Here is a 25,544-nt window from a genome sequence, read left to right on the forward strand (position 1 = left end):
ACCCTGAATTTCAGGATTTTTTCTCTTCAACCGAACCGGCTGTTTGTGTGAAGTGATTCACATCCGCCGTGTCGATGGAGGCGCATTATAGGGAGTTCTCACGCCGCCGCAATACTTAAATGACAGAAAAATGACTGACTGCTGCAATCCCCAGCAAAACCCCGCCTTATACCTTTTTTCACACAGACTTATCCACAAGACTGCGAAAATTTGAAAAATGACGAGCGATGCGCAAACGTTTTCGTTAAAATGCCCGCGCAAAACAAGGATGCTCCGTTAGAGGTGTTAGATGAGTTTTTTGCGGAAAATTCATCTAACGCTCTCTGTTATCGTGAAATCCAGGGGATTTACCATGCAACAACGTCGTCCAGTTCGCCGCGCTCTGCTCAGTGTTTCTGATAAAGCCGGTATCGTCGAATTCGCTCAGGCACTTTCTGCACGTGGTGTAGAGTTGCTTTCCACCGGCGGTACCGCTCGCCTGTTAGCAGATAAAGGTCTGCCGGTAACGGAAGTCTCCGATTACACCGGCTTCCCGGAAATGATGGATGGACGTGTAAAGACCCTGCATCCAAAAGTACATGGCGGGATCCTGGGTCGTCGCGGTCAGGACGACGGCATTATGGACGAGCATGATATCGCGCCTATCGATATGGTTGTCGTTAACCTCTATCCGTTTGCCCAGACCGTTGCCCGCGAAGGCTGTTCTCTGGAAGATGCCGTTGAGAATATCGATATCGGCGGCCCAACCATGGTGCGCTCCGCGGCCAAGAACCATAAAGATGTGGCCATCGTCGTCAAGAGCAGCGACTACAACACCATTATTAATGAGATGGATGCCAATGAGGGTTCACTCCAGCTGGCTACCCGCTTCGACCTCGCTATTAAAGCCTTCGAGCACACCGCCGCGTACGACAGCATGATCGCCAACTACTTCGGTAGCCTGGTGCCTGCTTATCACGGCGAAACCAACGAACCTTCCGGGCGCTTCCCGCGCACGCTCAACCTGAACTTCATTAAGAAGCAGGATATGCGCTACGGCGAGAACAGCCACCAGCAGGCTGCCTTCTATATAGAAGAAGAAGTAAAAGAAGCGTCCGTTGCCACCGCACAGCAGGTTCAGGGTAAGGCGCTCTCTTATAACAACATTGCTGACACCGATGCCGCGCTCGAATGCGTGAAAGAGTTCAACGAACCCGCGTGTGTGATTGTGAAGCACGCCAACCCATGCGGCGTAGCAGTCAGCACGTCTATTATGGATGCTTACGATCGCGCCTATAAAACTGACCCCACCTCTGCATTCGGCGGCATTATCGCGTTCAACCGCGAACTGGATGCCGACACGGCACAGGCGATTATCTCCCGCCAGTTTGTTGAGGTCATCATTGCCCCTTCCGCAACCGAAGAAGCGTTAAAAATTACGGCGGCAAAACAGAACGTCCGCGTACTGGTTTGCGGTCAGTGGGCAGAACGTACCCCGGGTCTGGATTTCAAACGTGTTAATGGTGGCCTGCTGGTTCAGGATCGCGATTTGGGGATGGTCACCGCGAACGATCTTCGCGTCGTGACGAAACGTCAGCCCACGGAACAAGAGCTGCGTGATGCGCTGTTCTGCTGGAAGGTCGCGAAGTTCGTGAAATCCAATGCGATTGTCTATGCCAAAGAGAACATGACCATCGGAATAGGTGCAGGCCAGATGAGCCGCGTCTACTCGGCGAAAATTGCGGGAATTAAAGCAGGTGATGAAGGTCTGGAAGTGAAAGGGTCCGCGATGGCCTCTGATGCTTTCTTCCCGTTCCGTGACGGGATCGATGCCGCCGCCGCCGTGGGCATCACCTGCGTGATCCAGCCGGGTGGTTCTATCCGTGATGATGAAGTCATTGCCGCCGCCGATGAACACGGCATTGCGATGATCTTCACCGACATGCGTCATTTCCGCCATTAATCTTCGGAGCAGACAATGAAAGTTTTAGTAATTGGTAACGGCGGGCGTGAACACGCCCTGGCATGGAAAGCGGCACAATCTCCGTTAGTGAAAACCGTCTTCGTCGCACCGGGTAATGCGGGCACCGCGCTGGAACCTACTTTGCAAAACGTGGCGATTTCTGTCACCGATATTCCGGCGTTGCTGAGTTTTGCCCGGAATGAAAAAATCGATCTGACCATTGTTGGACCAGAAGCCCCGCTGGTGATTGGCGTGGTAGATGCGTTCCGTGCTGAAGGGCTGACGATTTTCGGCCCAACCGAAGGCGCTGCACAGCTGGAGGGCTCCAAAGCCTTCACCAAAGATTTCCTTGCTCGCCATAGGATCCCGACGGGTGAATACCAAAACTTCACCGACGTTGAGCCTGCGCTTGCCTATCTGCGTGAGAAAGGCGCGCCGATTGTGATTAAAGCGGACGGTCTTGCCGCGGGTAAAGGCGTGATTGTTGCGATGACGCTCGAAGAAGGCGAAGCCGCCGTGCAGGATATGCTGGCCGGTAACGCCTTTGGTGATGCTGGTCATCGCATCGTCATCGAGGAGTTCCTGGATGGCGAAGAAGCCAGCTTTATCGTGATGGTGGATGGTGAACACGTCCTGCCAATGGCCACCAGCCAGGATCACAAACGCGTCGGTGATGGCGATACGGGTCCAAATACCGGCGGGATGGGTGCGTACTCCCCTGCGCCGGTGGTCACCGATGAAGTTCATCAGCGCACCATGGAACGCATCATCTGGCCAACCGTGAAAGGCATGGCGGCAGAAGGAAATACCTACACCGGTTTCCTGTATGCAGGCCTGATGATCGACAAGCAGGGCAACCCGAAGGTAATCGAATTCAACTGCCGCTTCGGCGATCCGGAAACTCAGCCCATCATGCTGCGCATGAAATCTGACCTGGTCGAACTGTGCCTGGCGGCCTGCGATGGCAAGCTCGACGAGAAAACGTCTGAGTGGGACGAACGTGCCTCTCTGGGCGTGGTGATTGCGGCGGGCGGCTATCCAGGCAATTACAGCACCGGTGACGAGATCCACGGCCTGCCGCTGGAAGCAGTAGACGGCGCAAAAGTGTTCCACGCGGGCACAACGCTGTCTGACGACGATCGTGTCCTGACTAACGGTGGCCGCGTGCTGTGCGCGACCGCATTGGGTCACACCGTCGCGGAAGCGCAAAAGCGCGCCTATACGCTGATGGCTGATATTCACTGGAACGGCAGCTTTAGCCGCCAGGATATCGGTTATCGCGCCATTGCGCGCGAGCAGGGCGAGTAATTTAGCCTCACCCCTCTTCCACTGGGAGAGGGGATCTTACGCAGCCGGATAAGCGTTAGCGCCCTCCGGCTTCATCCGCAGAACTCAGAAGCTCTTCTCGGTTGGCTGCCAGGTGCAGAAATCTTCATTCGCCACCAGCAATAGCTGAGCCCCTTCCGGTGCTTCAAGCCACGCTACGCTCACTTCCAGTGATGAGTGACGCTGACGGCGTTCAATATGCGCCAGCGCCCAGGATTCCAGATCGGGCTTAACGGTTTGCCCTTCACAGGTGGTCACAGAGCCATCGGAATGCCAGCGTCCCTGACGTAACACCACCCTGCCCTGACGCAATGCGTCGCTGGTCTGACGAACCTGTTCAGCCCGGTAACGATAGAGCGCGATTTGATCGCTGGAGAGTTGTTGTTTTTGACCATCGATTTCGCGCTGCATAAAGCTGAGCTCGCCATGGTCATCAAAACGTACGCGAACGTGCTCGGGCGTTTTGCTGTAGATATTCAGTTCAATCAGCGTCAGCGCATCGCCTTGCCAGCGGTATTCTGCCGTAGAGGTGTTGCCGGTATGCCATGGACTGAACGCAGAAAGGAGGTGGACTTCGCCGTCCGTGTCTTTTCGCCAGACCCTTACCGCGCCCTGATCGGCGGCATAGCCGCTGGCGGTAAACGGCGGCAGGGAGTTGTCGTGGCTACAGGCTGAAAGCAATAACACGCCTGCCAGCGTGAGTGCGCCACGCCAGAAAGACAAAAGGGGCGAAATCGCCCCCTTGTTAAAACTGTTCACTGCCACGCTTATTACTTAACAGCGTCTTTCAGTGCTTTGCCAGAAACAAAGGCCGGTACGTTTGCAGCGGCGATTTTGATTTCTTTACCGGTCTGCGGGTTGCGGCCAGTACGCTCAGCGCGGTGGTTCACTTTGAAGGTACCGAAACCAACCAGTTGTACAGCATCGCCTTCTTTCAGAGACTCAGTAATAGCAGCCAGGGTGGATTCCAGAGCAGCTTTAGCCTGCACTTTAGACAGATCAGCCTTGTCCGCAATTACATCAATCAGTTGAGTCTTGTTCATAAGTTATCCTTTCAATGTGTTTATCGCTTGCTAAGCATCGAGTGCGACGAAAATGCCAAAAAAGCACTCTCCTGCATACACGCACCGATAGCCACTTTTTTTCGCCCCCCAAATGTAGACCAGACGGGGGGCAGAAGGGAAGAGTCGAGGTGCGACAAAACAGGCGTTAAATCACGTTTTATTGTCTCATTGGTTAAAAATTATACCAATATTACTCTCGCCCGCCTCACGTAAGTCCGCGCGCAGACCTTTAATCAGGTCAATATCGCGTTCTTCACAGTCGGCAAGGAGTCGGAAAATTTCCCACTGGATGTCCCATTCTTGCTCTACAGCCGGGTTTGCTCTCAGCTCTTCGTCGGTCATTTCACGACCTGCCTGGGTCATTTCCAGCATGGCGACCGTGGTAATGGAGGCCTTGCTGACTTCAATCGCATGCTCCAGCGTTTCGCCACTCAGGCGGGAGTGAATCAGCTCACTTAATGCAACGCAGGCATCGATGGCCGGGTAGACACCGTACATGTCAAAGTCATCCGCCGCCGGGATCGCCTCTTCCAGCTTTTCGAGCTGGGAGTCGAAGTTCACCTTCGCGTCTTTAACCGTCAGCGTTTCCCAGATTAAATCCAGGATGCGGCGATAAATCTGGCCTTCACCAAAGCTGGTCTGCTTACAGAACGCGGCATAGTTGGGATACATGCGCTCGCACAGGCAGGCCATAAACGTGGTGTGCTGCCAGCTTTCCAGCTTCTCAAGGCGCAGATGAATCGGGTTTTGTAACATGATGATGTCTCGAATCGGAAATTAGCCGCAGTTTACCTGAATCATGGCTGAATTTCCTGCCAACGAACAAAAGCAGGACGCCCGGATGCGACCGCATCCGCCCAGCGAGTGGGTTCAGGCAAGCGATACCCTGTCATACAGCGCTGCACCCAGGCCAGCGCACTGTCGGTACTGACCCGATGCCCTGTGGCAATAAACAGGGGATTACAGCGCGCTTTGCTGCGCCAGACCCACGCCAGTTGCTCGCCTTTGTCGAGAAGCGGTGCCAGCGCGCCGGGTTCGGCAGAAAGCGGTTCAAACTTCCCACAGAGCCGTTTCTAGGCGACGCCGATGGTCGGCACGTCCACCAGCAAGCCAAAGTGGCTGGCAACGCCCAGGCGGCGCGGATGGGAAATGCCATGCCCATCAACGAACAGCAGGTCGGGCTTTTGCGAAAGTTGCTCCCACGCTGCAAGCAGCGCGGGGTATTCACGGAAGGAGAGAAAACCGGGAATGTAAGGCATGGTGGTGGCGATACGCGCGACTTTGTACTCCACCAGCTCCAGCGAGGGGTACTTCAGTATCACCATCGCCGCCCGCGTCACTTCACCACCCTGCTCGAACCCCACGTCCGCGCCGCCAATGTACTGCGGGGGATCCGTATCCAGACGATCCTCGCGGATCACTGATGAGGCCAGTTCTATCTGTTGAGCGCGTAACGACGCGAGATCCATAACCACTCCTTACTTGTGATACTGGGCAGAAAGCCGATGCACCGCCTCCACAAAGACGCCAGCGTGTTCTGGCGGCACATCCTGGTGAATGCCATGACCGAGGTTAAAGACGTGTCCTTCACCCTGGCCGAAAGCAGACAGTATAGTCGACACTTCTTCTTCAATACGGGCAGGCTGGGCATAAAGCATAGACGGGTCCATATTGCCCTGCAGCGCCACTTTGTCGCCCACGCGACGGCGCGCCTCGCCGATGTCGGTGGTCCAGTCGAGACCCAGCGCATCACAGCCGGTTGCGGCCAGCGCTTCCAGCCACTGCCCGCCGCCTTTGGTAAACAGGGTAACCGGCACGCGGCGGCCTTCGTTTTCACGAAGCAACCCATCCACAATTTTATGCATGTAATACAGGGAGAACTGCTGATAATCGCGCCCGGTGAGCACGCCGCCCCAGGTGTCGAAAATCATCACCGACTGCGCGCCCGCTTTAATTTGCGCATTCAGGTACAAGGTGACGCTTTTCGCCAGCTTGTCGAGCAGCGCATGCAGGGCCAGCGGCTCCGCGTACATCATTTTTTTGATGAGGGTAAAGGCCTTGCTGCTGCCGCCTTCAACCATGTAGGTCGCCAGCGTCCACGGGCTGCCGGAAAAACCAATCAGCGGCACTTCGCCCTTCAGCTCGCGACGAATAGTGCGCACCGCGTTCATCACGTAACCCAGTTCGCCTTCCGGATCGGGGATCGGCAGTTTATCTACGTCGGCTTTGCTTTTGATTGGGGAGGTGAAGCGCGGGCCTTCGCCGGTTTCGAAATACAGCCCCAGCCCCATGGCATCCGGGATCGTGAGGATATCTGAAAAAAGAATCGCAGCATCAAGCGGGAAGCGACGCAGTGGCTGTAGCGTAACTTCGCAAGCCAGCTCCGCATTTTTGCACAGCGACATAAAATCGCCCGCCTCCGCGCGCGTGGCTTTATACTCCGGCAAATAGCGCCCAGCCTGGCGCATCATCCACACCGGGGTGATATCAACGGGTTGGCGCAGTAGCGCACGCAGATAACGATCGTTCTTCAGTTCGGTCATTTTTGCAGTTCCTTAAGCGTCATGGCCTCAGTGTAACACTACTCATACTCGGCCCGACACATTGCGACGGTATCTTCAATTAAGCGCCGCGCCACGGTGCCTGGTGGTGGTAACAGCGGCAAATCGTCGTAGCGATACCAGTTCGCGCTAAGCAACTCCTTCGGATCAATCACGATTTCCCCGCTGTCGTAGTCGGCCATAAAGGCGGTCATCAGCGACATAGGGAACGGCCACGGCTGAGAGGTCACATAGCGCAGGTTTTTAACCTTGATGCCGCTCTCTTCCATCACTTCGCGGGCGACGGTTTGTTCGAGCGTTTCGCCAACCTCAACGAAACCCGCCAGTACGGTATGAATGCCGTTACGGTGGCGAACGTGTTGCGCCAGCAGGATACTGTCACCGCGACGGATAGCCACGATAATGCAGGGGGCGATTTGCGGGTAGTAGCGCTCGCGGCAGTGACTGCACAGCAGCGCCCATTCGGTTTTGCTGGGGCGCATCGAATGACCACAGTAACCACAGAACCGGTGAGAACGGTAAAATTCAGCGAGCTGCACGCCGCGACCGGCAAGCTGGAACAGGCCCGGGTCAAGATCGAGCACCTGGCGAACCGATCCCATCTCCTGAGAACGATTTTGTTGGATCAACCACACCGGCTCGCCCTGCCACTCGCCGATCTTTAACGCGGGCTGGCCCGCAAGATCGAAATTTTTTGCCTCGCCGTAAGGTATTTCTCCCGCAGGAAGCCATAATTTTTGTTCATGGCTGACAATCCACCAGCCGCGATCTAATTTTTCAATTATACGATCCATATCTATTGCACAACCTTTGCTTCACAGGCATGTTGGTAACATTATTATTACATTTTGAGTGGGCAGCTTTTATCTCAACCTTGCGGAGTCAAACATGCTAAACCAGCTAGAAACCCTGACAGAGCGCGTTGGCGGAAGTAACAAACTGGTCGATCGCTGGCTGCATATGCGCAAGCATTTGCTCGTTGCCTACTACAATCTTGTTGGCATTAAGCCTGGCAAAGAATCGTATATGCGGCTCAATGAAAAAGCGCTGGATAACTTTTGCCAGAGTCTGGTCGACTACCTTTCCGACGGCCATTTCAATATTTATGAACGTATTATCCGTGAAATGGAAGGGACTAATCCGTATTTAACCGCTTCCAAACTCTACCCGCTGCTGGAAGCGAATACGCAACAGATCATGGATTACTACGATTCCACGCTTGAGAATGCTATCGATCATGATAACTATCTTGAGTTCCAGCAAGCGTTGTCTGACCTGGGCGAAGCGCTGGAGGGCCGATTCACGCTGGAAGATAAGCTGATCACCCTTGTGCTGGATAATAATCTGAAGGCGAGCAACGAAGAGAACATCGCGCGCCCTGCTTGAGTTATGAATCATTAACGTATAATTTACATGCACTGCTCCTGTTTCAGGGGAGCACATTCTTGTCGGAGTGCCTAGCGCGAAAGCCGGGCTGAGACCGTTAATTCGGGATCCGCGGAACCTGATCAGGCTAATACCTGCGAAGGGAACAAGAGTCAAACAGCTGTTGAATCGCCCTGGGCGATCCTCTCTTGCTTCATCCGTCGTCTGACAAGCCACGTCCTTCTTTTTTGGAATGAGCTATGTCTGCACCTAAAATGACCCGCCGCGAACAGCGCGCACAAGCACAACGCTTTATCGATACGCTCGAAGGTACCGCCTTTCCCAACTCAAAACGTATCTATATTACGGGTTCGCAGCCGAATATCCGCGTGCCCATGCGTGAAATCCAGCTCAGCCCAACGCTAATCGGCGGGAGCAAAGACACCCCCCAGTATGAAGACAACGAAGCGGTGCCGGTGTACGACACCTCGGGCCCGTATGGCGATCCCGATGTGGCGATTGACGTGCAGCAGGGGCTGGCAAAACTGCGTCAGCCGTGGATTGATGCCCGCCAGGACAGTGAAGACCTGCCCGTGCGCAGCTCCGCCTACACCAACGAACGTCTGGCAGACGATGGGCTTGATGAACTGCGCTTTACCGGCCTTCTGACCCCTAAACGTGCTCTGGCCGGGAAATGTGTGACGCAGCTTCACTACGCCCGCCGGGGGATCGTGACGCCTGAAATGGAGTTTATTGCCCTGCGCGAGAACATGGGACGCGAGCGTATTCGCAGCGAAATACTGCGTCATCAGCATCCCGGCGAAAGCTTTGGCGCTTGCCTGCCTGAAAACATTACGCCTGAGTTTGTCCGCGACGAAGTGGCTAAAGGACGCGCCATTATTCCTGCCAATATCAACCATCCGGAATCGGAACCCATGATCATCGGGCGTAACTTCCTGGTGAAGGTTAATGCCAATATCGGCAACTCTGCGGTGACCTCCTCTATCGAAGAAGAGGTAGAAAAATTGGTCTGGTCGACGCGCTGGGGTGCCGACACGGTCATGGACCTCTCTACCGGCCGGTATATTCACGAAACCCGCGAATGGATCCTGCGTAATAGCCCGGTCCCCATTGGTACCGTCCCGATCTATCAGGCGCTGGAAAAAGTGAATGGGATCGCTGAAGATCTCACCTGGGAAGCGTTCCGCGATACGCTGCTGGAGCAGGCTGAACAAGGGGTGGACTATTTCACCATCCACGCAGGCGTGCTGCTGCGCTACGTGCCAATGACCGCGAAACGCCTCACCGGGATTGTGTCGCGTGGCGGCTCCATTATGGCGAAATGGTGTTTGTCACATCATCAGGAAAACTTCCTGTATGTGCATTTCCGCGAAATTTGCGAAATCTGCGCGGCCTACGATGTCTCGCTCTCGCTGGGAGATGGCCTGCGCCCAGGGTCGATTCGTGATGCCAACGATGAAGCACAATTCGCCGAGCTACATACCCTGGGCGAGCTGACGAAAATTGCCTGGGAATATGATGTGCAGGTGATGATTGAAGGCCCGGGGCACGTGCCGATGCAGATGATCCGCCGCAACATGACCGAAGAACTGGAGCGCTGCCACGAAGCGCCGTTCTATACCTTAGGGCCGCTGACGACCGATATCGCGCCGGGCTATGACCATTTCACCTCCGGCATCGGTGCCGCCATGATCGGCTGGTTTGGCTGTGCCATGCTCTGCTACGTTACGCCAAAAGAGCATTTGGGCCTGCCCAACAAAGAGGACGTGAAGCAGGGGCTTATCACCTACAAAATCGCCGCGCACGCCGCCGATTTGGCGAAAGGCCATCCAGGCGCGCAAATCCGCGATAACGCCATGTCGAAGGCGCGCTTTGAATTCCGCTGGGAAGATCAGTTTAACCTGGCCCTCGACCCGTTTACCGCCCGCGCCTACCACGATGAAACCCTGCCGCAAGAGTCCGGCAAAGTGGCGCACTTCTGCTCCATGTGTGGGCCTAAATTCTGCTCGATGAAAATCAGCCAGGAAGTGCGTGACTACGCTGCCGCACAGGCGATTGAGGTGGGCATGGCGGATATGTCGGAAAACTTCCGCGCCAAAGGCGGCGAAATCTACCTCAAAAAAGAGGAGGCCTAATGTATCAGCCTGATTTTCCGCCCGTCCCTTTCCGGTTAGGGCTCTATCCGGTTGTGGACAGCGTGGAGTGGATAGAACGTCTGCTGGCCTCCGGGGTTCGCACGATCCAACTGCGCATCAAAGATAAACGCGATGAAGACGTTGAGGCTGACGTGGCCGCCGCCATTGCCCTGGGCAAGCGGGTTAACGCCCGTCTGTTTATCAACGATTACTGGCGGCTGGCCATTAAGCACCGCGCGTACGGCGTGCATCTCGGTCAGGAAGACCTGGAAACCACCGACCTCAACGCTATCCGCGAAGCCGGGCTACGCCTTGGCGTCTCAACGCACGACGACATGGAAATCGACGTGGCGCTGGCGGCACGTCCATCTTACATCGCACTCGGTCACGTTTTCCCTACCCAAACCAAACAGATGCCTTCGGCTCCGCAGGGTCTGGCTCAACTTGTGGAGCACGTAACGCGCCTGCGCGATTATCCCACCGTCGCCATTGGCGGCATCAGTCTGGCGCGTGCCCCAGCGGTACTGAATACCGGTGTAGGCAGCATTGCCGTCGTCAGCGCGATTACCCAGGCGGAAGACTGGTCGCTCGCGACCCGACAACTCTTGCAACTGGCAGGAGCAGGCGATGAATGATCATGACTTTATGCGCTACAGCCGCCAGATAATGCTTGAGGATATCGCGATTGACGGGCAGCAGAAACTGCTCGCCAGCCGGGTGTTGATTGTCGGACTTGGAGGGTTAGGCGCCCCCGCGGCGCTCTATCTGGCCGGTGCCGGGGTTGGCTCACTGGTGTTGGCTGACGATGACGACGTACATCTGAGTAATTTGCAGCGGCAAATCATCTTTACCAGCGAAGACATCGGCAGGTCAAAAGTTGACGTGTCTCAGGCGCGATTAAGCGAGCTTAATCCGGCAATTCACGTCACTGGGCTTCATGAACGACTGGCAGGAGAAAGCTTACGTCAGCAGGTTGCACAGGCAGATGTGGTGCTCGACTGCACGGACAATATGGCGACCCGCCAGGCGATCAACGCCGCGTGTGTGCGCCTCAACACGCCTCTGATTACGGCCAGCGCCGTGGGTTTGGGCGGACAGATGATGGTTCTCACGCCGCCCTGGAACCAGGGGTGTTACCGCTGCGTGTGGCCGGAGGAAGAAGAACCGCAGCGCACGTGCCGCACGGCAGGCATTCTTGGTCCGGTCGTCGGCGTAATGGGAACCTTGCAGGCGCTCGACGCCATCAAACTCCTCTGCGGGATGGCGGCTCCCAGCAACACGCTACGCCTGTTTGATGGACGCGCGGGAAGCTGGCGCCAGCTTGCCCTGCAGCGCGCCAGCGACTGCCCGGTTTGCGGAGGGCACCATGCGGATCACGTTTAATGACGAACCCATGCAGTGCCGGGAGGAATTAACGGTCGCCATGCTGCTCGATCAACTCTGCCAGCTGAAACCCGGCATCGCGCTGGCCCTCAACCAACAGATCCTGCCGCGTGAGCAGTGGGAACGTCAGCAGGTGCGCGACGGCGATAACATCCTGCTTTTTCAGGTTATTGCGGGAGGCTGATATGTTACGTATTGCAGACAAAACGTTTGATTCCCATCTCTTCACCGGCACAGGGAAATTTGCCTCACCGCAGCTGATGCTGGAGGCGATTCGTGAAAGCGGTAGCCAGCTCGTGACGCTGGCGATGAAACGCGTGGATCTCCGGAATCGTAGTGATGCCATTCTTGCCCCGCTGCTGGACGCTGGCGTGACGCTGCTGCCCAATACCTCTGGCGCCAAAACTGCAGAAGAGGCCATTTTTGCCGCACAGCTTGCGCGTGAAGCCCTGGGTACACGCTGGCTGAAGCTGGAGATCCATCCTGACGCTCGCTGGCTATTGCCCGACCCTATCGAAACGTTAAAAGCCGCAGAAATGCTGGTGAAACAGGGATTCATCGTTCTCCCTTATTGCGGCGCCGACCCTGTGCTGTGCAAACGTCTGGAGGAGGTGGGCTGCGCCGCGGTGATGCCGCTGGGGGCCCCTATTGGTTCCAACCAGGGCCTGGAGACGCGTGCGATGCTGGAAATTATCATTGAACAGGCCACCGTGCCCGTCGTCATTGATGCAGGGATTGGGGTGCCCAGCCATGCGACGCAAGCGCTGGAGATGGGCGCGGACGCCGTGCTGGTCAATACGGCGATTGCGGTTGCCGACTGCCCGGTGACCATGGCGCGTGCGTTTCGTCTGGCGGTCGAAGCCGGCCTGCTGGCGCGTCACGCCGGGCCCGGCGCTCGTCAACGCGTAGCGCAGGCCACCAGTCCGCTCACCGGCTTTCTGGAGGCGTACCCATGAAGAGCTTTGTGGACCGCTGGCGGGAGCTGGACTGGGATGATATCCGACTGAAAATTCACAGCAAAACCCCGGAGGACGTTGAGCGGGCCTTAAACGCGCGTCATCCCGGCCGGGAAGAGATGATGGCGTTACTCTCCCCTGCCGCAAGTGCCTTACTGGAACCCATGGCCCAACGCGCGCAGCGTCTTACCCGTCAACGTTTCGGCAATACGGTGAGTTTTTACGTTCCGCTCTATCTCTCGAACCTTTGCGCCAATGACTGTACGTACTGTGGTTTCTCTATGAGTAACCGCATCAGGCGCAAAACGCTGGACGAACACGAGATTGCCCGCGAGTGTGCAGCCATTAAAGCGCTGGGATTTGACCACCTGTTGCTGGTGACCGGAGAGCATCAGGGGAAAGTCGGAATGGACTATTTTCGTCAGCATCTTCCCGCCATTCGACGCCAGTTTTCGTCCTTGCAGATGGAGGTTCAGCCTCTGTCGACGCAGGAATATGCCGAGTTGAAAACGCTCGGGCTGGACGGGGTGATGGTTTATCAGGAGACCTATCACCCGAAAATGTATGCCCAACATCATCTTAAAGGTAAAAAGCAGGGTTTCTTCTATCGTCTGGAGACCCCTGACAGGCTAGGCCGTGCCGGAATCGATAAAATCGGTCTTGGGGCGCTCATTGGTTTATCTGACAGCTGGCGTGTAGATTGCTTTATGGTGGCCGAACATCTGTTATGGCTGCAACAACACTACTGGCAAAGCCGCTATTCCGTCTCTTTTCCCCGGCTGCGGCCGTGCGCGGGGGGCATTGAACCTGCGTCTCTGATGGACGAACGGCAGTTAGTCCAGACGATTTGCGCGTTCCGCTTGCTCGCCCCCGAAGTAGAACTCTCGCTCTCAACGCGTGAGTCTCCGGCCTTCCGCGACCAGGTGATCCCGCTGGCCATTAACAACGTGAGCGCTTTCTCTAAAACGCAGCCGGGCGGTTACGCTGATGATCATCCCGAACTGGAGCAGTTTGCCCCTCACGACGCTCGTCGACCTGAAGAAGTGGCAGAGGCGTTAACGGCGCAAGGTTTACAGCCGGTATGGAAAGACTGGGATAGCTGGCTGGGGCGCGCGTCGCAAAACCGCTGAAAGAAGATGTAACGAAACGGAATGATTACAAAGCGGCTCGTAGAGCAGTGAATGGCAGATTGTTGTGGTCCGCGTGTTTTCTTATTCTGCCGCCGTCAGCAACGGAAGCTGACCAGGGCGAAAAGCTTCTTCCTCGTTTCGCCCTGCCTTCGCGTCTGCCGCTCGGGCAATTCAACTGGGTGATTGATAACATTATAAAAAAGCCCTGACCATTGCAGTCAGGGCTTTTAAGGTACTGCGAACTTCAAAATTAACATTAATAGACTTAATTGCGGATTACTGCTTATGAGACTGCTGTTTAATGTACAGGTTTAACACAGATAATATTGGATGCTTCAAATTTTCCAAAAGACTCCTCTATTAGTTGTTTAACTTACGCGCCCGCCAAATAAATACGGCGGCATCTTAAACAAGTACATTCCCCATCGCGACATAAACTCTTTGATGCATTGCCTTACTGCTTTGCGGTTCACTTACATAAAAACCATCACCGCAACTTTTTACTCTTAAAACATGGCGTTACATCGTCGCGCTTTCGATACTTCTTTGCGATTTCCTGTTTCAACATCGAGACCTTGAAGCTTTAGCGAAGCGAGAAACATTATTTATCCCGTTTCGACTAACCCAAACAACATAACTTCGTGGCCTTCATCGCAACCCCCAATAAAGCTCACTAACACTTTCTGGATAAACAGCATATAACGCTTTCTCTGCTGTTGAGTACCAATCTACACAGTTGAAATGCAGAGTCAATACTGTTTTTAATAACATGCAAATATCAACAGTACTTTATTAACGCGGCCATTTTCGTCCCGCCGGCCAATGCTCAACGATCGCATTATTCGCGTCAAACCGCCCCTGCACTTTGCTCCGTCTCAGATTTGTTTAGCAGAATTGTAACCGGTTTCAGAAAAACCAGAATTCTTTGTGATGCCTGACACACAATCGCGGTAAAGCGGTTGTTGAAGCGGTCTGCACGGGATAATTATCAATAAACACATGTAGATCGAGGCTGACTATGAAGAACATCGTTTTATGCTGTGCAGCGGGAATGTCTACCAGCATGCTGGTTCAACGCATGAAAGACGCCGCGCAGAAAAAAGGGGTCGAAGTAAGTATCAAAGCCGTTCCGGTTGCGGAGTTTAAAGACATTATCGCCACAGCGGATATCGTTTTACTGGGGCCACAGGTGAAGTACGAGCTTGCCAAACTGCAGGCGCAGGCTGAACCGCTGGGTAAACCCGTCGCAGTGATCGACATGATGGATTACGGCATGATGAAAGGCGAAGCCGTTCTGGAAAAAGCGCTTAAGTTACTGGAGTCATAATGGAAGATTTAGAAACCACCATCATGGAACTGCTGGTCAATGCTGGCGCGGCGCGTAGCGCTGCTCTGACTGCATTGCAGCTGGCGCGTAAGGGTGAGTTTGACGAAGCCGAAAAGGCGATGGAAGAGTCACGCGACTACGTTAAGCAGGCACACACCATCCAGACACAGCTGATCGGTTTTGACGAAGGCACCGGAAAGCTGCCGGTCAATCTCATTACCGTTCACTCACAGGACCACCTGATGAATGCAATGGTCATCCAGGATCTGGCGGGCGATATGATTGAGCTTTACCGTCGACTGCCGCTGGTCAACTGATTAACGCCAAACGACACTCAACTCATCAGGCCCAGTAACAGCATAAAAAAAACCCGCCGAAGCGGGTTTTTTATTGGCTGCATCAACGATTAATCGTTGTCGGAACCGCCCAGACCTGCGTTAAGCAGTTCTGCCAGGCTCGCGGATGCATCTTCAGCAGTGACCTGCGGTGCGGCTGGCAGTTCGCCCGCTGCACGACGACGCATACGATCCTGATGGTACGCATAACCGGTACCGGCAGGGATCAGACGACCCACGATGACGTTCTCTTTCAGACCGCGCAATTCATCACGTTTACCTGCAACAGCGGCTTCGGTCAGGACACGCGTTGTCTCCTGGAAGGATGCTGCAGAGATGAAGGACTCGGTTGCCAGAGACGCTTTGGTGATACCCAGCAGGTCGCGAGCATAGGTTGCCGCCACTTTGCCGTTCGCTTCCAGATCGCGGTTGGCAATCTTAACGCGAGAGTATTCAACCTGTTCGCCTTCCAGGAAGTCGGAGCTGCCAGTGCTTTCGATGGTTGCTTTACGCAGCATCTGACGAACGATAACTTCGATGTGTTTATCGTTAATCTTAACGCCCTGCAGACGGTAAACGTCCTGAACTTCGTTGGTGATGTAACGCGTAACCGCGTGAACACCACGAAGACGCAGAATGTCATGCGGCGCTTCTGGACCATCGGAAACCACATCACCACGTTCTACACGTTCACCTTCGAACACGTTGAGCTGACGCCATTTTGGAATCATCTCTTCGTATGGCTCGCTACCGTCTAACGGAGTGATAACCAGACGACGTTTGCCTTTGGTTTCTTTACCGAAGGAGATGATACCCGTGATTTCCGCAAGGATAGCTGGCTCTTTCGGACGACGTGCTTCGAACAGGTCAGCAACGCGTGGCAGACCACCCGTGATGTCCTTGGTACCGCCGGATTCCTGTGGAATACGAGCCAGCGTGTCACCCGCGCTGATCTGTACGCCATCTTCCAGCTGAACAATCGCTTTACCTGGCAGGAAGTACTGAGCCGGCATATCGGTGCCCGGGATCAGAACGTCGTTACCGTTGGCATCGAGGATTTTCAGTGCTGGACGCAGATCTTTACCACCTGCGGTACGTTCTGCAGAATCCAGAACCACCAGAGATGACAAGCCGGTCAGTTCGTCGGTCTGACGAGTAATCGTCTGGCCGTCGATCATATCCGTGAAGCGAATAAAGCCACCCACTTCGGTGATAACTGGCATGGTGTGCGGATCCCAGTTTGCAACGGTTTCACCGCCAGCAACCTGCTCGCCATCACCTTTTGCCATGACTGCACCGTAAGGTACTTTATAGCTCTCTTTGGTACGACCGAATTCGTCGATCAGCTTCAGCTCGGTATTACGAGAAGTCACGACCAGTTTACCGGCAGAGTTTGTAACCGACTTCGCGTTGCTGAGCTTGATGCTACCTTTGTTTTTCACCTGGATGCTGGATTCAGCAGCAGAACGAGATGCCGCACCACCGATGTGGAACGTACGCATCGTCAGCTGTGTACCCGGCTCACCGATGGACTGTGCTGCGATAACCCCGATGGCTTCACCTTTGTTGATGATGTGACCACGTGCCAGGTCGCGACCGTAGCAGTGTGCACACACGCCGAAGTCGGTTTCGCAACCTACAACGGAACGTACTTTCACGCTATCAACAGAGTTGAGTTCTAACAGGTCACACCATTGCTCATCGAGCAGGGTGTTACGTGTTACCAGGATATCCGCTGTACCCGGCTTCAGGATATCTTCAGCCGTGACACGACCCAGAACGCGGTCGCGCAGTGGCTCTTTCACGTCGCCACCTTCGATGACCGGAGTCATCAGAATGCCTTCGTGCGTGCCACAGTCATCTTCGGTGACAACCAGATCCTGCGCGACGTCAACCAGACGACGAGTCAGATAACCGGAGTTAGCCGTTTTCAGTGCGGTATCCGCCAGACCTTTACGCGCACCGTGCGTGGAGATGAAGTACTGGAGTACGTTCAGACCTTCACGGAAGTTCGCGGTGATTGGCGTTTCAATGATCGAGCCATCTGGCTTAGCCATCAGACCACGCATACCTGCCAGCTGACGAATCTGTGCTGCAGAACCACGCGCACCGGAGTCGGCCATCATGTAGATGCTGTTGAAGGAAACCTGCTGCTCTTCTACGCCGTCGCGGTTAACCACGGTTTCGGTTTGCAGGTTATCCATCATCGCTTTGGATACACGATCGTTCGCCGCTGCCCAGATATCGATAACTTTGTTGTAACGTTCACCTGCGGTGACCAGACCAGACTGGAACTGTTCCTGGATTTCAGCAACTTCAGCTTCTGCTTCAGAGATGATTTCCGTTTTCTTCGCCGGGATGACCATGTCATCAATACCAACAGAGACACCTGAACGCGCTGCATAAGCAAAGCCGGTGTACATTGTCTGGTCAGCAAAGATTACCGTAGGCTTCAGGCCCAAAATACGGTAACAGGTGTTCAGCATCTTGGAGATGGCTTTCTTGCCCAGCGCCTGGTTGACGATGGAGTAAGGTAAGCCTTTCGGTACGATCATCCACAGAATCGCACGGCCAACGGTCGTGTCTTTCAGGCTGGTGTTCGCAACGAATTCACCGTTAGCGTCTTTTTCATATTCAGTGATACGCACTTTGACACGCGCATGCAGTGAGGCCAGGCCAGCGCGATAGATACGCTCAGCTTCTTTAGGGCCAGACAGCACCATGCCTTCGCCTTTGGCGTTAACACAGTCACGGGTCATGTAGTACAGACCCAATACAACGTCCTGAGAAGGAACGATGATTGGCTCGCCGTTCGCTGGTGACAGAATGTTGTTGGTAGACATCATCAGCGCACGCGCTTCCAGCTGAGCTTCAAGCGTCAGTGGAACGTGTACTGCCATCTGGTCACCATCGAAGTCGGCGTTATAGGCCGCACAAACCAGCGGGTGCAGCTGGATAGCTTTACCTTCGATCAGAACCGGTTCAAATGCCTGGATACCCAAACGGTGCAGGGTTGGTGCACGGTTCAGCAGTACCGGGTGTTCGCGGATAACTTCGTCCAGGATATCCCAAACGACAGCTTCTTCACGCTCAACCATTTTCTTCGCGGCTTTGATGGTGGTGGCCAGGCCACGCAGTTCCAGCTTGCCGTAAATGAATGGTTTGAACAGCTCCAGTGCCATTTTCTTCGGCAGACCGCACTGATGCAGACGCAGGTATGGACCTACGGTGATAACAGAACGACCGGAGTAGTCAACACGCTTACCGAGCAGGTTCTGACGGAAACGACCCTGTTTACCTTTGATCATGTCGGCCAAAGATTTCAGAGGACGTTTGTTAGAACCGGTGATTGCACGACCGCGACGACCGTTGTCCAGCAGAGCATCGACCGCTTCCTGCAGCATACGTTTTTCGTTACGTACGATGATGTCAGGCGCAGCCAGATCCAGCAGACGTTTCAGACGGTTGTTACGGTTGATGACGCGACGATACAGATCGTTCAGGTCAGACGTCGCGAAACGACCACCATCCAGCGGTACCAGTGGACGCAGATCTGGCGGCAGAACCGGCAGAACGGTCAGGATCATCCACTCTGGTTTGTTACCAGACAGGACGAACGCTTCCAGCAGTTTGATACGCTTGGTCAGCTTTTTACGCTTGGTTTCGGAATTCGTTTCGTTCAGCTCTTCACGCAGCTGCTCGCACTCTTTCTCCAGATCCATGTTTTTCAACAGGGCCTGAATAGCTTCCGCACCCATCTTCGCGTCGAATTCGTCACCGAACTCTTCCAGCGCGTCCAGATACTGTTCTTCGGTCAGAATCTGGTTACGTTCCAGATTCGTCATCCCGCCTTCGATCACAACATATGATTCGAAGTACAGAACACGTTCGATATCACGCAGCGGCATATCCAGCAGCAAACCGATACGGGACGGCAGTGATTTCAGGAACCAGATGTGAGCCGTTGGAGACGCCAGCTCGATGTGGCCCATGCGTTCACGACGCACTTTAGTCTGGGTCACTTCAACGCCGCACTTCTCACAGATCACACCACGGTGTTTCAGGCGCTTGTACTTACCGCACAGGCACTCGTAATCTTTTACTGGCCCGAAAATACGCGCACAGAAAAGGCCGTCACGCTCAGGCTTGAACGTACGGTAGTTGATGGTTTCCGGCTTTTTAACTTCACCGAAAGACCATGAACGGATCATGTCTGGCGAGGCCAGAGCAATTTTGATCGCATCAAACTCTTCGGTTTTAGTCTGCGCTTTCAGAAACTTTAATAAATCTTTCACGGATTTGCTCCCGTCGGAGTTAGCACAATCTGGTGCCGGGTTTTATCCCGGCACCAGTGACCTGTTTGAGCGAGAGTTACTCGTCTTCCAGCTCGATGTTGATACCCAGAGAACGAATCTCTTTCAACAGTACGTTGAAGGATTCTGGCATACCTGGTTCCATCTGATGGTTGCCGTCCACGATGTTTTTATACATCTTGGTACGACCGTTGACGTCATCAGACTTAACGGTAAGCATTTCCTGCAGGGTGTATGCCGCGCCGTATGCTTCAAGCGCCCATACTTCCATCTCACCGAAGCGCTGACCACCGAACTGTGCCTTACCACCCAGCGGCTGCTGAGTAACCAGGCTGTAAGAACCGGTAGAACGCGCATGCATCTTGTCATCAACCAGGTGGTTCAGTTTCAGCATGTACATATAGCCGACGGTAACCTGGCGCTCGAATTGCTCACCGGTACGTCCGTCGAACAGCGTGATCTGACCAGAAGTTGGCAGGCCACCCAGCTGTAACAGTTCCTTGATTTCAGACTCTTTCGCACCGTCAAAGACTGGCGTTGCGATTGGCATACCTTTTTTCAGGTTCTCAGCCAGACGCATCACTTCATCATCAGAGAAGGTGTTCAGGTCAACTTTCTGACGAACATCAGTACCCAGATCGTACGCACGCTGGATGAATTCGCGCAGTTTCGCGACTTCTTGCTGCTGTTTCAGCATGGCGTTGATCTTCTCGCCAATACCTTTCGCAGCCATACCCAGGTGAGTTTCAAGGATCTGACCAATGTTCATACGAGACGGTACGCCCAGCGGGTTCAGTACGATATCTACCGGCGTACCGTTAGCATCGTGCGGCATATCTTCGATCGGGTTGATCTTAGAGATAACACCCTTGTTACCGTGACGACCTGCCATTTTATCACCAGGCTGAATCTGACGTTTAACGGCCAGATAGACTTTAACAATCTTCAGCACGCCAGGTGCCAGATCGTCGCCCTGAGTGATTTTACGGCGTTTCGCTTCGAGTTTTTTCTCGAACTCGTGTTTCAGTTCGTCGTACTGCTCAGCCAGTTGCTCCAGCTGATTTTGTTTCTCTTCGTCGGTCAGGCCCAGTTCCAGCCAGCGATCGCGAGGCAGTTTGTCGAGCTTCTCAGCTTCAACACCACCGGCAACCAGCACCGCGTAGATACGACCAAACAGGCCCGCTTCGAGGATCTGCAGTTCTTCAGACAGGTCTTTCTTCGCCTGCTTCAGCTGCATCTCTTCGATTTCCAGCGCACGTTTGTCTTTTTCTACGCCATCACGGGTAAAGACCTGAACGTCGATGATCGTACCGGAAACACCGTTTGGTACGCGCAGAGAAGAGTCTTTAACGTCAGACGCTTTCTCACCGAAGATGGCGCGCAGCAGTTTCTCTTCTGGCGTCAGCTGGGTTTCACCTTTCGGCGTCACTTTACCAACCAGAATGTCGCCGCCGGTCACTTCAGCACCGATGTAAACGATACCGGATTCATCCAGTTTGGAGAGCGCAGCTTCACCCACGTTAGGGATGTCAGCGGTGATCTCTTCTGGCCCCAGCTTGGTGTCACGGGACACACATGCCAGTTCCTGAATGTGAATCGTGGTGAAACGATCTTCCTGAACCACACGCTCGGAGACGAGGATGGAGTCTTCGAAGTTGTAACCATTCCACGGCATGAACGCTACGCGCATGTTCTGACCGAGCGCCAGTTCACCGAGATCGGTAGACGGACCATCTGCCAGCACGTCGCCGCGCTCAATAGGTTCACCCAGAGACACACATGGCATCTGGTTGATACAGGTGTTCTGGTTAGAACGGGTGTATTTGGTCAGGTTATAGATGTCGATACCTGCTTCGCCCGGGTACATCTCATCTTCGTTAACTTTGATAACGATACGAGAGGCATCCACGTACTGAACAGTACCGCCACGTTTAGCAACCGCAGTTACACCGGAGTCAACGGCAACAGCACGTTCCATACCGGTACCAACCAGCGGCTTATCAGCGCGCAGAGTTGGAACGGCCTGACGTTGCATGTTCGCACCCATCAATGCACGGTTGGCGTCATCGTGTTCCAGGAACGGGATCAGGGACGCACCGACAGAAACCACCTGCTGGGTGGAAACGTCCATGTAGTCAACCTGGTCACGGCTGAACAAGCTGGATTCGCCTTTGCTACGGCAGGTAACCAGATCTTCTACAAAGTGGCCTTCGTCATCCAGGTTGGAGTTCGCCTGAGCGATAACGTAGTTGCCTTCTTCGATAGCAGACAGGTAATGAATCTCATCGGTCACCACACCGTCAGTCACTTTACGATACGGGGTCTCAAGGAAACCGTATTCGTTCGTCTGTGCGTAAACGGACAGGGAGTTGATCAGACCGATGTTTGGACCTTCAGGCGTTTCGATTGGACATACGCGACCGTAGTGAGTCGGGTGTACGTCTCGAACTTCAAAGCCTGCACGTTCACGGGTCAAACCACCCGGGCCCAGTGCGGAGATACGACGTTTGTGCGTAATCTCAGACAGCGGGTTGTTCTGGTCCATAAACTGAGACAGCTGGCTGGAACCGAAGAACTCTTTCACTGCGGCAGAGATTGGCTTGGCGTTGATCATATCCTGAGGCATCAGGGTATCCAGATCGCCCAGAGACAGACGCTCTTTCACCGCACGCTCAACACGTACCAGGCCAACGCGGAATTGGTTTTCCGCCATTTCGCCTACGGAACGGATACGACGGTTGCCGAGGTGGTCGATGTCATCCACTTCGCCTTTGCCGTTACGGATATCGATGAGCTTTTTCATCACTTCGATGATGTCTTCTTTGCTCAGGATACCGGAACCTTCAATCGAATCACGCAGCAGAGAACGGTTGAACTTCATACGACCAACCGCAGACAGATCGTAGCGGTCTTCAGAGAAGAACAGGTTCTCAAACAGGTTTTCAGCTGCTTCGCGAGTTGGCGGCTCACCAGGGCGCATCATGCGGTAGATTTCTACCAGTGCGCTCAGACGATCGGTGGTTGGGTCGACGCGTACAGTTTCAGAAATGTAGGCACCGTGGTCCAGATCGTTCGTGAACAGCGTTTCGATACGTTTGTGACCGGACTGGCTCAGTTTAGCCAACAGATCCAGACTCAATTCCATGTTCGCCGGGCAGATCAGTTCGCCCGTTGATGCATCGACGTAATCTTTCGCGGATACTTTTCCTGCAATGTATTCAACCGGGACTTCGATGAGTTTGATATCATCTTTTTCCAGCTGACGGATGTGACGCGCAGTAATACGGCGACCTTTTTCCACATACACTTTGCCGTCGAATTCGATGTCGAACGACGCGGTCTCACCACGCAGACGTTCCGGCACCAACTCCATTTGCAGCTTGTTGTCGCGGATCTCAAAGATCACTTTCTCAAAGAACAGGTCCAGGATCTGCTCAGTGGTATATTGCAGCGCACGCAGGATGATGGTTGCAGGCAGTTTACGACGACGGTCGATACGGACAAACAGGTTGTCTTTCGGATCGAACTCGAAGTCCAGCCATGAACCACGGTAAGGAATGATGCGAGCGTTATACAGTACTTTACCGGATGAGTGCGTTTTACCTTTATCGCTGTCAAAGAAGACGCCCGGGCTACGATGCAGCTGGGAAACGATAACACGCTCAGTACCGTTGATAACGAAAGTACCGTTGTCTGTCATGAGTGGAATTTCACCCATGTAGACTTCTTGTTCTTTAATGTCTTTAACGGTGCCTTCAGGCGCTTCGCGCTCGTAGATCACCAGACGCAGTTTTACGCGCAGCGGTGCGGAATAGGTCACGCCACGGATCTGACATTCCTGAACGTCAAACACCGGTTCGCCAAGGCGGTAGCTGACGTATTGCAGCTCAGAATTACCGCTATAGCTTTTAATCGGGAATACGGAACGGAAAGCTGCTTCCAGACCATACTGCCCTTCAGGATCTTGCTCGATAAACTTCTGGAACGAGTCAAGCTGGATAGAAAGGAGATAAGGTATATCCAGAACTTGTGGACGTTTACCAAAATCCTTACGAATACGTTTTTTCTCGGTATAGGAGTAAACCATTAGGGTTCCTCAGCTCGCTGACAAGTCGACCCATCTGCCCGACGAAGGGACAGTTTGTGCAACACCGTTTTGTTGATCGGAAAATCGAATACTTTCCGCAATACCTGTTGCTATCACGCTTAAACCATTTCGTTGCAATTTACACAGCCCCTGCGGTCTGTTGCAGTATATTAAGACGTCGATAGAAACAAGCATTGTCAGGACAGCCAGCAGTCAAACAGTGTGAAATGCTACTGGCGCCTTACAGCGCAAAAAGGCTGGTGACTAAAAAGTCACCAGCCATCAGCCTAATTACTCAGGCTGCAACCGGAAAGGTTGGCTTATTTAACTTCAACTTCTGCGCCAGCTTCTTCCAGAGATTTTTTCAGTGCTTCAGCGTCATCTTTGCTCACGCCTTCTTTCAGTGCAGCTGGAGCAGATTCTACCAGGTCTTTAGCTTCTTTCAGACCCAGGCCAGTTGCGCCACGTACTGCTTTGATTACTGCAACTTTGTTCGCGCCGATACCTTTCAGAATCACGTCGAATTCAGTTTTTTCTTCAGCAGCTTCAGCTGGGCCAGCAGCTACAGCTACAGCGGCAGCAGCAGAAACGCCGAATTTTTCTTCCATTGCAGATACCAGCTCTACAACGTCCATTACAGACATAGCTGCAACTGCTTCGATGATTTGATCTTTAGTGATAGACATTTAAATTGTTCCTGAAAATCAGAATAAGTTTATACGTAAGCGAATGCTTTATAAAGAAGGCGGCTATTAAGCAGCTTCTTTCGCATCGCGTACAGCAGCCAGAGTGCGAACCAGTTTGCCAGCCGAAGCTTCTTTCATGGTTGCCATCAGGCGTGCAATTGCTTCTTCGTAGGTTGGCAGTGTAGCCAGGCGATCGATTTGCGATGCCGGGATCAACTCACCTTCAAAGGCTGCGGCTTTGACCTCAAATTTTGCATTCGCTTTAGCGAAATCTTTGAACAGACGAGCAGCTGCGCCCGGGTGTTCCATAGAATATGCAATCAGGGTCGGACCAACGAACGCGTCTTTCAGGCACTCAAACTGAGTACCTTCAACAACACGGCGCAGCAGGGTGTTACGAACAACACGCATGTATACGCCGGCTTCGCGACCTGCTTTACGCAGTTCAGTCATTTTGTCAACAGTAACGCCACGGGAATCCGCAACTACTGCAGACAGCGCGCCTTTGGCTACTTCGCTGACTTCAGCAACAATCGCTTGTTTGTCTTGAAGATTTAAAGCCATTAGCTTTGCTCCTGGATGTTTGCCAGGGCTCATGCCCTGGAACTCACTTCACTCTTACCAACGGCAAGAGCGTCTTAATACGGTGAGCAGAAACAAGCCAGAGTATCCAAAAATAATCTTAGCGTTCTGTCACCGTCTACGCAGGGGATTAAGTTTCTTGCGAAACACCTGCGGTCTTCGACGGAGGCCTGGATAGGCCAGGCTCCAACGAACAAATCTTGTCTATCCATCGCTATTCAATCTGTCGCGGCGTTGACTGCCTTCGTTCACACCCGTCACATAGTTAACTATGCTCCTGGCGATTCACCCAGTTGTCGCCTTGCCACAGCCTGAATATCTCGGACATACG

At 53.8% G+C, this 25,544-nt stretch carries 20 protein-coding genes, 1 pseudogene and 1 riboswitch; of the genes and pseudogenes, 11 read left to right on the plus strand and 10 right to left on the minus strand.

The window, feature by feature from the left end; translation table 11 throughout:
• Positions 1 to 352: 352 nt before the first annotated feature.
• Positions 353 to 1,942, plus strand: a complete 1,590-nt coding sequence (gene purH, locus LZP96_RS14710) for a bifunctional phosphoribosylaminoimidazolecarboxamide formyltransferase/IMP cyclohydrolase (RefSeq protein ID WP_064324404.1) — start codon at positions 353 to 355, stop codon at positions 1,940 to 1,942.
• Positions 1,943 to 1,957: 15 nt separating this feature from the next.
• The gene (purD, locus tag LZP96_RS14715) at positions 1,958 to 3,250 is read left to right on the plus strand and encodes a phosphoribosylamine--glycine ligase (protein WP_064324403.1); all 1,293 of its coding nucleotides are present in this window, start codon (positions 1,958 to 1,960) and stop codon (positions 3,248 to 3,250) included.
• An 84-nt stretch (positions 3,251 to 3,334) separates the two neighbouring features.
• On the opposite strand, the gene LZP96_RS14720 is transcribed toward purD, so the two are convergent.
• The 6 genes and pseudogenes from LZP96_RS14720 to nudC all read right to left on the minus strand — a co-directional run bounded on the left by LZP96_RS14720 (position 3,335) and on the right by nudC (position 7,687).
• Positions 3,335 to 4,027, minus strand: a complete 693-nt coding sequence (locus LZP96_RS14720; protein ID WP_064324402.1) for a DUF1481 domain-containing protein — start codon at positions 4,025 to 4,027, stop codon at positions 3,335 to 3,337.
• Positions 4,028 to 4,038: 11 nt separating this feature from the next.
• A complete protein-coding gene (hupA, locus tag LZP96_RS14725) occupies positions 4,039 to 4,311 on the minus strand; it encodes a nucleoid-associated protein HU-alpha (RefSeq protein WP_002445246.1) in 273 nt (90 codons plus the stop codon).
• Between the two features lie 186 nt (positions 4,312 to 4,497).
• A complete protein-coding gene (locus tag LZP96_RS14730) occupies positions 4,498 to 5,088 on the minus strand; it encodes a YjaG family protein (RefSeq protein WP_064324401.1) in 591 nt (196 codons plus the stop codon).
• Positions 5,089 to 5,129: 41 nt separating this feature from the next.
• Positions 5,130 to 5,801: pseudogene (gene nfi / locus LZP96_RS14735) on the minus strand (deoxyribonuclease V).
• Between the two features lie 9 nt (positions 5,802 to 5,810).
• Positions 5,811 to 6,875 (minus strand): uroporphyrinogen decarboxylase, encoded by a 1,065-nt coding sequence (gene hemE, locus LZP96_RS14740; protein ID WP_064324399.1) that lies wholly within the window; start codon positions 6,873 to 6,875, stop codon positions 5,811 to 5,813.
• Positions 6,876 to 6,913: 38 nt separating this feature from the next.
• Positions 6,914 to 7,687: an NAD(+) diphosphatase gene (gene nudC / locus LZP96_RS14745; RefSeq protein ID WP_064324398.1), complete on the minus strand. Its 774-nt coding sequence runs from the start codon at positions 7,685 to 7,687 to the stop codon at positions 6,914 to 6,916.
• A 94-nt stretch (positions 7,688 to 7,781) separates the two neighbouring features.
• Here nudC and LZP96_RS14750 point away from each other — a divergent pair, with 94 nt between their 5' ends.
• The 9 genes from LZP96_RS14750 (at position 7,782) to LZP96_RS14790 (ending at position 15,527) form a co-directional block, all read left to right on the plus strand.
• Positions 7,782 to 8,279: an Rsd/AlgQ family anti-sigma factor gene (locus LZP96_RS14750; protein WP_064324397.1), complete on the plus strand. Its 498-nt coding sequence runs from the start codon at positions 7,782 to 7,784 to the stop codon at positions 8,277 to 8,279.
• 53 nt (positions 8,280 to 8,332) lie between these two features.
• A riboswitch (TPP riboswitch) is annotated at positions 8,333 to 8,441 on the plus strand.
• A gap of 77 nt (positions 8,442 to 8,518) precedes the next feature.
• Positions 8,519 to 10,414, plus strand: coding sequence for a phosphomethylpyrimidine synthase ThiC (gene thiC, locus LZP96_RS14755; protein ID WP_064324396.1), 1,896 nt, complete (start codon positions 8,519 to 8,521; stop codon positions 10,412 to 10,414).
• Positions 10,414 to 11,049 carry a thiamine phosphate synthase gene (thiE, locus tag LZP96_RS14760; RefSeq protein ID WP_064324395.1) on the plus strand — a complete coding sequence of 212 codons (636 nt, stop codon included), beginning with the start codon at positions 10,414 to 10,416 and terminating at the stop codon, positions 11,047 to 11,049. The genes thiC and thiE overlap by 1 nt, the downstream gene beginning before the upstream one ends.
• Positions 11,042 to 11,797 carry a HesA/MoeB/ThiF family protein gene (locus LZP96_RS14765; RefSeq protein ID WP_064324394.1) on the plus strand — a complete coding sequence of 252 codons (756 nt, stop codon included), beginning with the start codon at positions 11,042 to 11,044 and terminating at the stop codon, positions 11,795 to 11,797. Before thiE ends, LZP96_RS14765 begins: the two co-directional genes overlap by 8 nt.
• Positions 11,781 to 11,981, plus strand: a complete 201-nt coding sequence (gene thiS, locus LZP96_RS14770) for a sulfur carrier protein ThiS (RefSeq protein WP_064324393.1) — start codon at positions 11,781 to 11,783, stop codon at positions 11,979 to 11,981. The genes LZP96_RS14765 and thiS overlap by 17 nt, the downstream gene beginning before the upstream one ends.
• A gap of 1 nt (position 11,982) precedes the next feature.
• Positions 11,983 to 12,753 (plus strand): thiazole synthase, encoded by a 771-nt coding sequence (gene thiG / locus LZP96_RS14775; protein ID WP_064324392.1) that lies wholly within the window; start codon positions 11,983 to 11,985, stop codon positions 12,751 to 12,753.
• Positions 12,750 to 13,883, plus strand: coding sequence for a 2-iminoacetate synthase ThiH (thiH, locus tag LZP96_RS14780; RefSeq protein ID WP_258926135.1), 1,134 nt, complete (start codon positions 12,750 to 12,752; stop codon positions 13,881 to 13,883). The genes thiG and thiH overlap by 4 nt, the downstream gene beginning before the upstream one ends.
• A 1,018-nt stretch (positions 13,884 to 14,901) precedes the next feature.
• Positions 14,902 to 15,210, plus strand: coding sequence for a PTS sugar transporter subunit IIB (locus LZP96_RS14785; RefSeq protein WP_064324390.1), 309 nt, complete (start codon positions 14,902 to 14,904; stop codon positions 15,208 to 15,210).
• On the plus strand, positions 15,210 to 15,527 hold the full coding sequence (locus LZP96_RS14790) for a PTS lactose/cellobiose transporter subunit IIA (RefSeq protein WP_064324389.1): 318 nt from the start codon (positions 15,210 to 15,212) through the stop codon (positions 15,525 to 15,527). Before LZP96_RS14785 ends, LZP96_RS14790 begins: the two co-directional genes overlap by 1 nt.
• 89 nt (positions 15,528 to 15,616) lie before the next feature.
• Here LZP96_RS14790 and rpoC read toward each other — a convergent pair whose 3' ends face one another.
• The 4 genes from rpoC to rplJ all read right to left on the minus strand — a co-directional run bounded on the left by rpoC (position 15,617) and on the right by rplJ (position 25,195).
• Positions 15,617 to 19,840: a DNA-directed RNA polymerase subunit beta' gene (gene rpoC, locus LZP96_RS14795; protein ID WP_064324388.1), complete on the minus strand. Its 4,224-nt coding sequence runs from the start codon at positions 19,838 to 19,840 to the stop codon at positions 15,617 to 15,619.
• A gap of 76 nt (positions 19,841 to 19,916) precedes the next feature.
• Entirely contained in the window at positions 19,917 to 23,945 is a 4,029-nt protein-coding gene (gene rpoB, locus LZP96_RS14800) for a DNA-directed RNA polymerase subunit beta (protein ID WP_064324387.1), read from the minus strand.
• A 320-nt stretch (positions 23,946 to 24,265) separates the two neighbouring features.
• The gene (gene rplL / locus LZP96_RS14805) at positions 24,266 to 24,631 is read right to left on the minus strand and encodes a 50S ribosomal protein L7/L12 (RefSeq protein ID WP_064324386.1); all 366 of its coding nucleotides are present in this window, start codon (positions 24,629 to 24,631) and stop codon (positions 24,266 to 24,268) included.
• Positions 24,632 to 24,697: 66 nt separating this feature from the next.
• Positions 24,698 to 25,195: a 50S ribosomal protein L10 gene (gene rplJ, locus LZP96_RS14810; protein WP_007704673.1), complete on the minus strand. Its 498-nt coding sequence runs from the start codon at positions 25,193 to 25,195 to the stop codon at positions 24,698 to 24,700.
• Positions 25,196 to 25,544 lie beyond the last annotated feature (349 nt).

Source organism: Huaxiibacter chinensis (genome assembly GCF_022171985.1).
GTDB lineage: Bacteria > Pseudomonadota > Gammaproteobacteria > Enterobacterales > Enterobacteriaceae > Enterobacter > Enterobacter chinensis_A.